Source organism: Pseudomonas sp. RIT-PI-a (assembly GCF_001187875.1).
GTDB lineage: Bacteria > Pseudomonadota > Gammaproteobacteria > Pseudomonadales > Pseudomonadaceae > Aquipseudomonas > Aquipseudomonas coleopterorum.
In genome coordinates, this window is the sequence record NZ_LGIR01000023.1 from 70,859 (window position 1) to 82,021 (window position 11,163).

General features: G+C 65.0%; 8 protein-coding genes and 1 pseudogene. 6 read left to right on the top strand and 3 right to left on the bottom strand.

Annotation, left to right across the window (positions count from 1 at the left end):
• Nucleotides 1–77: 77 nt before the first annotated feature.
• On the bottom strand, nt 78–1,184 hold the full coding sequence (aguA, locus tag AC788_RS15220) for an agmatine deiminase (RefSeq protein WP_049861431.1): 1,107 nt from the start codon (nt 1,182–1,184) through the stop codon (nt 78–80).
• A 101-nt stretch (nt 1,185–1,285) separates the two neighbouring features.
• Nucleotides 1,286–4,198, bottom strand: a complete 2,913-nt coding sequence (locus AC788_RS15225) for an aminotransferase (RefSeq protein WP_049861432.1) — start codon at nt 4,196–4,198, stop codon at nt 1,286–1,288.
• 232 nt (nt 4,199–4,430) lie between these two features.
• On the opposite strand from AC788_RS15225, the gene rfbB reads away from it, so the two are divergent.
• The 6 genes from rfbB to AC788_RS15255 all read left to right on the top strand — a co-directional run bounded on the left by rfbB (nt 4,431) and on the right by AC788_RS15255 (nt 10,673).
• The gene (gene rfbB / locus AC788_RS15230; RefSeq protein ID WP_049861433.1) at nt 4,431–5,513 is read left to right on the top strand and encodes a dTDP-glucose 4,6-dehydratase; all 1,083 of its coding nucleotides are present in this window, start codon (nt 4,431–4,433) and stop codon (nt 5,511–5,513) included.
• Complete coding sequence (gene rfbA, locus AC788_RS15235; RefSeq protein WP_049861434.1) at nt 5,510–6,385, top strand: glucose-1-phosphate thymidylyltransferase RfbA; 876 nt, start codon at nt 5,510–5,512, stop codon at nt 6,383–6,385. Before rfbB ends, rfbA begins: the two co-directional genes overlap by 4 nt.
• Nucleotides 6,382–6,927, top strand: coding sequence for a dTDP-4-dehydrorhamnose 3,5-epimerase (gene rfbC / locus AC788_RS15240; protein WP_049861435.1), 546 nt, complete (start codon nt 6,382–6,384; stop codon nt 6,925–6,927). The genes rfbA and rfbC overlap by 4 nt, the downstream gene beginning before the upstream one ends.
• Before the next feature lie 92 nt (nt 6,928–7,019).
• Nucleotides 7,020–8,834, top strand: a complete 1,815-nt coding sequence (locus AC788_RS15245) for a sensor histidine kinase (protein ID WP_049861436.1) — start codon at nt 7,020–7,022, stop codon at nt 8,832–8,834.
• Complete coding sequence (locus AC788_RS15250) at nt 8,831–10,213, top strand: sigma-54-dependent transcriptional regulator (RefSeq protein WP_049861437.1); 1,383 nt, start codon at nt 8,831–8,833, stop codon at nt 10,211–10,213. Before AC788_RS15245 ends, AC788_RS15250 begins: the two co-directional genes overlap by 4 nt.
• The gene (locus AC788_RS15255) at nt 10,206–10,673 is read left to right on the top strand and encodes a thioesterase domain-containing protein (RefSeq protein WP_049861438.1); all 468 of its coding nucleotides are present in this window, start codon (nt 10,206–10,208) and stop codon (nt 10,671–10,673) included. Before AC788_RS15250 ends, AC788_RS15255 begins: the two co-directional genes overlap by 8 nt.
• Here the strand turns inward: AC788_RS15255 and AC788_RS15260 are convergent.
• Nucleotides 10,624–11,163, bottom strand: a pseudogene (locus tag AC788_RS15260) (3'(2'),5'-bisphosphate nucleotidase CysQ family protein); the annotation flags it as partial. The gene AC788_RS15255 and the pseudogene AC788_RS15260 overlap by 50 nt on opposite strands.

The window sequence follows — 11,163 nt, forward strand, 5'->3', positions numbered from 1 at the left end:
AGAAGGTCGTGCGATGGAATAACGCCCATGAAAAAGCCCGGCATCAGGCCGGGCTTTTCAGGACATCTCAGGCCAACTCAACCGCGCACAGGTGCCGGCTGCTGCTGGGTCAAGCAGTGGATGTTGCCGCCGCCGAGCAGCAGTTCGCGGCCTGGCACCATGACCACTTCATGCTCTGGAAACAGCTTCTGCAGCAAGGCCTGCGCCTCGCCGTCGAGCGGATCGTCGAAGCTTGGGGCGATGATGCCGCCGTTGACGATCAGGAAGTTCACGTAGGAACCGGCCAGACGCACGGACGGATGACGCTCCTGGCTGCCGGCAACCAGATCGACGCCGTCGCATTCCTCCTGAGTGGCGTAGAGAGGCCCGGGAATCGGCATCTTGTGCACTACCAGCGCCCGGCCCTTGGCATCGACGCTGTTTTCCAGCACCTGCAAAGCGGCCTGGCAACGCGGATAGTTCGGGTCGCTGGCGTCGTCGGTCCAGGCCAGCAGCACTTCACCGGGGCGCACGTAGCAGCAGAAGTTGTCGACGTGGCCATCGGTCTCGTCGTTGAACAGGCCGTCGGGCAGCCAGATGATCTTCTCCACCGCCAGATGATCGGCCAGGATGCGTTCGATCTGCCCGCGGTCCAGGTGTGGGTTGCGATTGCGGTTGAGCAGGCACTCTTCGGTAGTGATCAGCGTGCCTTCGCCGTCGACGTGGATGGAGCCACCCTCGAGCACGAAACCCTGGGTGTGATAGCGCTGGCAGCGTTCCATGTCCAGGACCTTGCTGGCGACCTGCTCGTCGCGGTTCCAGGGCGCGTAGAGTCCGCCCAGAAAGCCACCCCAGGCGTTGAAGGCCCAGTCCACGCCGCGGACTTCGCCACCGTGGTCGACGACGAAGGTCGGCCCGGTATCGCGCATCCAGGCATCGTCGCTGCTGATCTCGACCACACGGATGTTGGGCACGTCCAGGCGTGCGCGCGCGTTGTCGTATTGCCCGGCAGACACACCGACCGTGACCGGTTCGAAACGCGCGATGGCCTTGGCCAGGGCGACATGCGCCGCCTGCACCGGCTTGCCACCCAGGCGCCAGTTGTCCGGGCGCTCGGGCCACAGCATCCAGGTCTGGGTATGGGGTGCCCATTCGGCCGGCATGTGGAAACCGTCGGCGCGAGGGGTACTGTCGAGCGTGGTCATGGGTCAGGGCTCCGGTGGTCCATGAAAAGGTATGGGCGCACTCTACAGGTTGTCGGGCGGATCGTGAAACACGCCCGCCGCAGGGCGCGCCAGCGACTGATTCAGCAGGCCATTTCGTCCAGCACCCGCGCCACGCTGTCGACGAAGAAGTCCACGCTCTGCCGGGTAGTCACCATCGGTGGCTTGATCTTGAGGATGTTCAGATAGTCACCGGTGGGTTGCATGAAGATGCCCAGTTCCCGCAGCCGCTCGCACAACAGCGCCGTCTCCTGGGTCGCCGGCTCCAGGCTGTGGCGGTCGCGCACCAGCTCCAGGCCCAGATAGAAGCCGGACCCGTGCACGGCACCCACCAGCGGATGCTCATCGAGCAAGGCCAGCAGGCGGGCCTTGAAATGTCCGCCGACCACCCGCGCGTTTTCCCACAATCCCTCTTCGGCCATGACGTCGAGCACCGCCATGCCAATGCGGCAACTCACCGGGCTGCCACCGGCGGAAGAAAAGAAATAACCCTCGGCCTCCAGCGCCTCGGCAATCTCGCGACGGGTGATCACCGCACCCAATGGATGACCATTGCCCATGCCCTTGGCCATGGTGATGATGTCCGGCACGACGCCTTGCTGTTCGAACCCCCAGAAATACTCGCCGAGTCGGCCATAGCCGACCTGCACTTCGTCGGCGATGCACACGCCTCCGCGGGCGCGGACCCGTTCGTAGACCTGTTGCAGGTACCCCTCGGGCAGGGCAATGCCACCGGCGTTGCCGTACACCGGCTCGCAGATGAAACCGGCCAGTTGACGCCCCTGCGCATCCAACCGATGCAAGGCATCGTCGACACTGCGCACGTAGCCCGCGGTGCTGTCGGCGCCGCGGAACGCGCCCCGATAACTGTTGGCCGCAAGAACCGGATGGACCCAGTCCGGACGCGTGCTCAGGGCCTGGGGATTATCGGCGATGGAGGTGGAGATGGCATCGGTGGCCACCGACCAGCCATGGTAGGCCTCGAGCATGCTGAGCATGTCGCGACCACCGCTGGCCGCCCAGGCCAGCCGAATCGCCAGGTCGTTGGCCTCCGTGCCGCTGTTGACCAGAAACACCCGATCGAACCCGTCGGGCGCCAACGCCAGCAGGCGCTCGGAAAACTCGGCGATCGCGGCATAGTGGAAGCGTGAGTTGGTATTGAGCAACGACCATTGTCGCGCCGCCACCTGGGCCATGCGCGGATGCCCATGGCCAAGTACCGCGACGTTGTTGAGCATGTCCAGATACGCCTGGCCGTGCATGTCGATCAGGTGGTTGCGCCAGCCGCGCTCGATCTGCGGCGGCGCCTGGTAATAATGCTTCTGCGAACGCGCGAAGCTGGCGTCGCGACGCTGCAGCAGAAGGTCTGCGTCCGGAGGTGGCGGCGCATCGCAGTCCATGCCCAGCACAAGCGCTGGCGAAGGGCACAGACGCTGCCAGGCTGCAGCCCGCGCCGGCGTACAGAACAGCGGCGGACTCAGCTCGGGAATGCGGCACAGTTGCACCAGCAGCGAACCGTCGACCCGGCCCAGCGGGGCGCCCGCCGCCAGCACCGTCCCGGCTGGGCGAGGACAGTCGAGCCCCCACAAGTGCAGGCTCGCGAAGGCGCCTTCGAGCACCACGCTGGCATCGGCCAGTCGCCGCAGCGTACCGGCCCAGGGCGCTTGCAGGGATGTGCCCGGCGGCGCCTGGACCTGCACATGCAGTGCGCAGGTCGCCGATGCCGAGCAGGTGTCGATGCGGGTACGCGAGAGGCGGTACTCGCCATACCGGGTGCAGGACCAGCCACTGACCGCTGCAGCATCGACCAGCAGCCGTTCGTCGATATTCGCTTGCTCCCAATTGCCGTCCGCGAAATGCTCGCTGAGCACGCTCAAATCCACGGGGCAAACTGTCGAGTGCGTCACGCCGGCGAACAACGGCAATATGCCATCGCTTGAAGATTCGGGTATGCTCCGATCCACACTGCTGAAAATTGCCGCTTCCATCAATTCGAATGGTTCTGCGGTAGCTATGTCGAAGATCTCCCACTCGTGCTCGACATTGGCCCGGATGTAGTCGTTATCCGGCGCCACGCTCAACTGCCGGGCGCTGCTGGTTACCAGCACCGCCGCTCGCAGTACCACCAACGGCCACAGCGCACGCATCTCGGCTTCGCTCAGCGGATTGGCCTGATGATAGGCCGTCACTGCCGGCAACACCGCGAACGGATCGCCATGGGCATGATGCAGCAGCGCGGCGCAGGTTGCCGCCAGGTCCGCCACACGCCAAGTGTGCACCAGATCACCAAAATCGATCAGACCCGTCAGCTGCCAGCGCAGATCCGCATCGCGCTGCCAGACAGTGTTGTCGTCGGTGATGTCCAGATGCACCGCCTGCATCGGCAGATCGGCGCTCACCTCCCCCAGGCGACGCTGGGCCTCGAACGCCATTTCAACCACACGGCCACGTTGCCGTGGATCATCGAGCGTCGGCAACAGGCGATCAAGCAACTTATGCGCGTGGCGCGGGTCCCATTGCAGCGTGCGCGCAAGGCCTGGGTGCCGAAAGTCGATCAAGGCGCGGTCCACCTCGCCGCACAACCTGCCGATGCGGGCGATCGGTTCGGGTCCCAGGTACTTGAGACGGGTCAGCGGCTGGCCTTCCAGATAGCTCAAGAGGCGCATCTGCAGGCGCTGCTGGCCAAGCGTCACGGCCACGGTGTCGCGACCGTTGGCCGCCAGCAGAGCGTGGGGCACCGGCAAGCCATGGCGGGCCAGATGCAACATCGCGGCATGCTGGGCAGCCAGTGCCTGATGGGCTCCCTCATCGTGACAGAACTTCAACACCCAGCGGCCCTGTGGGTTTTCGACCCGAAAGTTCAGGTCCTGCTGGCTACCCAGGCTGTACAACTGGCCCTGCAGGCCGTAGTGCTCGAACAACAATGCCTGCGCCTGTTCGATACTCACCACGGGGTTGGGAAGACTGGCACGTTGCACGAGCGAGTCGAGCGGCATGAGTAAAACCTCGATGGCCTGATTTGCAAGTACTGTAGCGGTTCGCCGCGCGACATTTCCACCATCGGCAAGGTTGTCTGGCGCGACGCGATCGCGCAGTCCGGTGGCTACTGAACCATGCTGCACAACCATGCTGCACATTCGTTTAACCAATCGGGCTTGCACCGCCGCGCCCATCCACACAAGCTAGGCTGCAACGAATCTTTGTCAGCTAAGGAAGAAGGCTTTCGACATGCGCATTCTCATCACCGGCGGCGCCGGTTTCATCGGCTCGGCACTGGTTCGGCACCTGATCGCCAACACCGAGCACGAAGTTCTCAACCTCGACAAGCTGACCTACGCCGGCAACCTCGAATCACTGACCGAAATCGCCAACGACAGCCGTTACGAATTCGTCCAGGCCGACATCGCGGACCAGGCAGCGGTCGCCGCCGTACTGGCGCGTTTCCAGCCCCACGCGATCATGCACCTGGCCGCCGAATCCCACGTCGACCGCTCCATCGACGGGCCGGGCGAGTTCATCCAGACCAACGTGGTCGGCACCTATGCCCTGCTCGAAGCCACCCGTGGCTACTGGCAGCAGCTCCCAGCAGCCGAACGCGAAGCCTTCCGCTTCCACCATATTTCCACCGACGAGGTCTATGGCGACCTGCATGGCGTGGACGACCTGTTCACCGAAACCACGCCGTACGCGCCAAGCTCGCCCTACTCGGCCAGCAAGGCAGCCTCCGACCATCTGGTACGCGCCTGGCAGCGCACCTACGGCCTGCCGGTGCTGATCACCAACTGCTCGAACAACTACGGCCCGTATCACTTCCCGGAGAAACTCATTCCGCTGGTGATTCTCAACGCCCTGGCCGGCAAGCCGCTGCCGGTGTACGGCAATGGCATGCAGGTGCGTGACTGGCTGTACGTCGAAGACCACGCCCGCGCCCTGTTCAAGGTCGTCACCGAAGGCGTGGTCGGCGAGACCTACAACATCGGCGGCCACAACGAGCAGAAGAACATCGACGTGGTGCGCAGCATCTGCGGCTTGCTCGATGAGCTGGCACCGCAGCGTCCGGACGGTGTGGCGCACTATGCCGACCTGATCACCTTCGTCAAGGACCGCCCGGGCCACGATCTGCGCTACGCCATCGATGCCAGCAAGATCGAGCGCGAACTGGGTTGGGTCCCGCAGGAAACCTTCCAGACCGGCCTGCGCAAGACCGTGCAGTGGTATCTGGACAATCTTCAATGGTGCCGTCGCGTGCAGGACGGCAGTTATCAAGGTGAACGCCTGGGCTTCACCGAACCTAAGGACTTGATCGCATGATGAAAGGTATCGTTCTGGCCGGGGGCTCCGGCACCCGCCTGCACCCTATTACCCTGGGTGTTTCCAAGCAGTTGCTGCCCATCTACGACAAGCCGATGATCTACTACCCGATCTCGGTACTGATGCTGGCCGGCATCCGCGAGATCCTGCTGATCTCCACGCCTCAGGACCTGCCGCAATACCGCCAGTTGCTGGGCGATGGCAGCCAGTTCGGGATCAACATCCAGTTCGCCGAACAGCCGGCGCCGGACGGCCTGGCCCAGGCGTTCCTGATCGGTGAGGAATTCATCGGCGACGACCCGGTGTGCCTGATCCTGGGCGACAACATCTTCCACGGCCAGCACTTCAGCGATCAGCTCAAGCGCGCCTCGGCGCACCCTACCGGCGCTACCGTGTTCGGTTACTGGGTCAAGGACCCCGAGCGTTTCGGCGTGGTCGAGTTCGACGAGGACGGTCGCGCACTGTCCATCGAAGAAAAGCCGGCCGAGCCCAAGTCCAGCTACGCGGTCACCGGCCTGTACTTCTATGATAACGACGTGGTGCGCATCGCCAAGGACGTCCAGCCTTCGCCGCGCGGCGAGCTGGAAATCACCGACGTCAACAATGCTTACCTGGAACGCGGCGACCTGCGCGTCGAGCGCTTCGGCCGTGGCTTCGCCTGGCTCGACACCGGTACCCACGACAGCCTGCTCGATGCCTCGCAATACGTGCAGACCATCGAACACCGTCAGGGGCTGAAAGTGGCCTGCCTGGAAGAAATCGCCTACCAGAACCACTGGATCGACCGCGAACAGCTGCTGGTACGCGCCAAGTACTTCGGCAAGACCGGCTACGGCCAGTACCTGTACGCGCTGGCCGGAGAAACCCGATGAACGTGATCGCTACCGAACTGCCCGATGTATTGATCATCGAGCCGAAGGTTTTCGGTGACGAGCGCGGCTTCTTCTACGAAAGCTTCAATGCCCGGGCTTTCAAGGAAGCGACTGGCATCGACCTGCCGTTCGTCCAGGACAACCACTCGCGTTCGGCCCGTGGCGTGCTGCGCGGGCTGCACTATCAGGTGCAGCATGCCCAAGGCAAGCTGGTGCGCGTGGTTGCAGGGCAAGTGCTGGACGTGGCGGTGGACATCCGCCGCAGTTCGCCCAACTTCGGCAAGTGGGTGGCCGTCGAGCTGTCCGCGCAGAACAGCCGCCAGCTGTGGATTCCGCCGGGCTTCGCCCACGGCTTCGTGGTCCAGAGCGAGTACGCCGAATTCCTCTACAAGACCACCGACTACTACGATCCGTCTTCGGAACGCAGCATCGCGTGGGATGACGAGCAATTGGCAATCGATTGGCAGCTGGATACAGCGCCATCGCTGTCGGCCAAGGACCTGGCCGGCAAGCGCCTGGAAGAGGCCGACGTGTTTCCGTGATCGGCCTGTGGCAACGTCGCGATGCATGTCACCCGTGCTTCGCGGCAGCTGCCTGACGCATAATACGCCGGTCCATCCCGGCGTGTTGTCCTATGACCTCCAGATCTTCCTCCACTCGCAGACCCCGCTGGCGCAGCCTGGCGATCCTCGCCTTGTGCCTGGCGCCCCTGTTGTGGCCACTGGAACATTTGGCCGAGCGCTATTACAAAAGCGAGTTGGTCAGCCAGAACCGGCAGACGCTGGACCTCTACGTCGCCAACCTGCTGGGCACCCTGCACCGCTACGAAACCCTGCCGCAAATCCTCGGTGACCTGCCCGCGCTGCGTGCGCTGCTGGCTGCACCTCGCGACCCTCAAGCAACGCTAGACGCCAACCATCTGCTCAAGGACATCCGCGAACAGACCGGGGCGGAAGTCATGTACCTGCTGGACGCCGATGGTAATACGTTGGCTGCCTCCAACTGGGAGCAGCGCGACAGTTTCGTCGGTCGCAACTTCGCCTTTCGCCCCTATTACAGCGATGCCGTCGCCGGACGCCTGGGGCGCTTCTTCGGGCTTGGCACCACGTCGGCAAAACGCGGCTACTTCTTCGCCGCCGCCGTACACGACCAGGACAAGGTCATCGGCGTACTGGTGGTGAAGGTCGACCTCGACCACACCGAAACCCTATGGGGCAAGACGCCCGAACAGCTCCTGCTCACCGACCACAACGGCGTGGTCATCCTCACTTCGCGCCCCGAATGGCGCTTCCGGGCCACACGCCCGCTCAGCGATGGCGAGCGTCAGGCCATCGTCTCGATCCTGCCCTACCCCACCCGCGACCCGCAACCGTTGAACCTGGAAGCCGACGCCTGGCTCACCCAGACGCGAACCATCGCCGAAACCGGCTGGAACGTCAGCATCCTCGCCCCCAAGACCTTGCTCGATCGCCCGGTGCGCACCGTCGTAGCGGTGGGCGGAGCCCTGCTCCTGGCATTGATGCTGCTGCTGGGTCTGATGATGCAGCGTCGCCGCCACTACCTCGAGCGCATCGAATTCGAAGGCCGCACCCGGCATGAGTTGGAAACGCGGGTGGTGGAACGCACCAGTGCGCTGGAAGGGCTCAACAGCAAGCTGCGCCAGGAAGTGCTCGAACGCGAGCAGGCCCAGCAGGAGCTGGTGCGTGCTCAGGACGAACTGGTGCAGGCCGGCAAGCTGTCGGCGCTGGGCACCATGTCGGCCAGCATCAGCCATGAGCTCAATCAGCCCCTGGCGGCCATTCGCAGCTACGCCGAGAACACCGAAGTGCTGCTCGACCACGAGCGCATCGAGGATGCGCGGGGCAACCTCAAGTTGATCAGCGAACTGACCGGCCGCATGGCGTCGATCATCGCGCACCTGCGTGCCTTCGCCCGTCGCGACCGCCACGCCCTGGAAAGCGTCGCCCTGCAGCCGGCCCTCGACGATGCCCTGGCACTGCTCGCCAAGCGCCGCCGGGCCATGGCCGTCGAGCTGATCCGCGACCTGCCCGATGCGCCGCTCTGGGTCCAGGCCGGCGAAACCCGGCTGCGTCAGGTGCTGGGCAACCTGCTGGCCAATGCCCTCGATGCCCTGACCGAAAAAGCCACGCCACGATGCCTCTGGCTCAGCGCCGAACAGACCGCCGACGGCGTGGAGCTGCGCATCCGCGACAACGGCCCCGGCTTTACCAGCGAAGCCATGGCCCGGGCACGCGAGCCGTTCTTCACCACCAAGACACGCACACAAGGGCTTGGCCTGGGCCTGGCGATCTGCGATACGCTGATGCGCGCACTGGGCGGCGAACTGCTGCTGTCCAACCATCCCCAAGGCGGCGCCCTGCTGATCCTGCGTTTACGCGCTGGAGAGCCGGGCGTCAGCCTGCAAGCCCCCGAGGACCCATCGGCATGACCAGCGACAGCGCCATCGACAGCAAGATCCAGGTCGTGCTGATCGACGACGATCCCCATCTGCGTCAGGCCTTGAGCCAGACCCTGGACCTGGCCGGCCTCAAGGTGCTGGCCCTGGCCGATGCCCAGGGCCTGTCCGCACGCATCGAGCGCGACTGGCCTGGCGTGGTGGTCAGCGATATCCGCATGCCGGGCATCGACGGCCTGCAATTGCTCGAACAACTGCATGCCCGCGATACCGAGCTGCCGGTCTTGCTGATCACTGGCCACGGCGACGTGCCACTGGCCGTGCAGGCGATGCGCGCCGGTGCCTACGACTTCCTCGAAAAACCGTTCGCCAGCGACGCGCTGCTCGACAGCGTACGCCGCGGCCTGGCCGTGCGCCGCCTGGTGCTGGACAACCGCAGCCTGCGCATGGCCCTGAGCGATCGGCAGCAGTTGAGTACGCGACTGGTCGGCCAGTCGGCCTCCATGGCGCGCCTGCGCGAGCAGATCGGCGCGCTGGCCGGGACCCGCGCCGACGTGCTGATCCTGGGCGAAACCGGTGCCGGCAAGGAGGTCGTGGCGCGCGCCTTGCACGACCTGTCCAGCCGCCGCAGCGGCCCTTTCGTGGCGATCAACGCCGGCGCCCTCGCCGAATCGGTGGTGGAAAGCGAGCTGTTCGGCCATGAACCCGGCGCCTTCACCGGCGCCCAGAAACGCCGCATCGGCAAGTTCGAGTTCGCCAACGGCGGCACCCTGTTCCTCGACGAAATCGAAAGCATGAGCCTGGATGTGCAGGTCAAGTTGCTGCGCTTGCTGCAGGAACGGGTGGTCGAACGCCTGGGGGGCAACCAGCAGATCCGCCTGGATATCCGGGTGATCGCCGCGACCAAGGAAGACCTGCGCCAGGCCGCCGATCAGGGACGCTTTCGCGCCGACCTGTATTACCGCCTCAATGTTGCCTCGCTACGCATTCCGCCCTTGCGCGAGCGGGGCGAAGACGTGCTGATGCTGTTCCAGTACTACGCCGATGCCGCGGCCGAACGCCACGGCGTGCTGGCCAACGAACTCTCCGCAGCGCAACGCGCGTTGCTGTTGCGACACAGCTGGCCGGGCAACGTGCGCGAACTGCAGAACGCTGCCGAGCGCTTCGCCCTTGGCCTGGAACTGGCGCTGGACAACGGCGAGCCCGGCCCGGTGGAGATGACCCGCACGGTCACGGGCGGGCTCAGCGATCAGGTCGAGCATTTCGAACGCGCCTTGATCGCGGCCGAGATGAGCCGCTCGCACACCTCCGTTCGCAGCCTGGCCGAAGCCCTCGGCATCCCCCGCAAGACCTTGCACGACAAGCTGCGCAAGCACGGCCTGAGCTTTGGTGGAGGCGAGGAACATGAGTGAAATCCAGGCCCTCGAGCGGCTGCTGCATCATGACATTCCGCTGACCGGCGACATGGGCCTGCGCGTGCGGGCCTGGGACAACCATTGCCTGCGCCTGCATGTGCCGCTGGCACCGAACGTCAACCACAAGAGCACGATGTTCGGCGGCAGCCTGTACTGTGCCGCCGTGCTGGCGGGCTGGGGTTGGTTGCACCTGCGCCTGGGCGAGGCCGGCCTGAGCGGTGGCCATATCGTCATCCAGCAGGGTCAGATCGACTATCCCCTGCCGGTGGCCGGCGACGCCCTGGCCGTGTGCGAAAACATCGACGAGGCTCTTTGGCAGCGCTTTCTCAAGACCTACCGACGCCATGGCCGGGCGCGCCTGCAACTGCAGACCCAGGTGCTGGATGGCGAGCGCTGTGCGGTCACGTTCAGCGGTCAGTACGTGGTGGTTGCCCACACCCCGCCTGCGCCAGCGTAACCAGCGACTGACGCCAGGGCACATTGCTGGGCAGCGCCAGAAACGACGGATTGAGCAGTGACTCGCGGGCCGCATAGACAAACGGCTGTCCGTCGATCTGCAACACTTCGCCACCCGCTCCTTCGAGCACGCCCTGGGCCGCCGCGGTGTCCCACTGCGAAGTTGGCGCCAGGCGCGGATAGCAATCGGCGGCGCCTTCGGCCAACAGGCAGAACTTCAGCGAACTGCCGACACTGACCAGCTCCAGCGGGCCCACCACGGTGCTCAGAGCGGCCAGCAGGTGCTCCTGTTCGGGGCGGGAATGGCGCCGACTGGCGCCCACGGTAAGCGCGCGGCCGGGCGCGGCACCCCGCGTCCCCCGATCGGTTGGGCCGGTTCCCCGCCCGCTGCATGCCAGGCCCCCAGCCCGGCACCGCCATAGTAGGCACTGCCCGTTGTCGGCACGGTGACCACGCCGAACACCACCCGACCGTTCTCGATCAACGCGATG

Coding starts and splice junctions, on each gene's coding strand:
- aguA (WP_049861431.1), bottom strand. CDS start 1,184: ATGACCACGCTCGACAGTACCCCTCGCGCCGACGGTTTCCACATGCCG.
- AC788_RS15225 (WP_049861432.1), bottom strand. CDS start 4,198: ATGCCGCTCGACTCGCTCGTGCAACGTGCCAGTCTTCCCAACCCCGTG.
- rfbB (WP_049861433.1), top strand. CDS start 4,431: ATGCGCATTCTCATCACCGGCGGCGCCGGTTTCATCGGCTCGGCACTG.
- rfbA (WP_049861434.1), top strand. CDS start 5,510: ATGATGAAAGGTATCGTTCTGGCCGGGGGCTCCGGCACCCGCCTGCAC.
- rfbC (WP_049861435.1), top strand. CDS start 6,382: ATGAACGTGATCGCTACCGAACTGCCCGATGTATTGATCATCGAGCCG.
- AC788_RS15245 (WP_049861436.1), top strand. CDS start 7,020: ATGACCTCCAGATCTTCCTCCACTCGCAGACCCCGCTGGCGCAGCCTG.
- AC788_RS15250 (WP_049861437.1), top strand. CDS start 8,831: ATGACCAGCGACAGCGCCATCGACAGCAAGATCCAGGTCGTGCTGATC.
- AC788_RS15255 (WP_049861438.1), top strand. CDS start 10,206: ATGAGTGAAATCCAGGCCCTCGAGCGGCTGCTGCATCATGACATTCCG.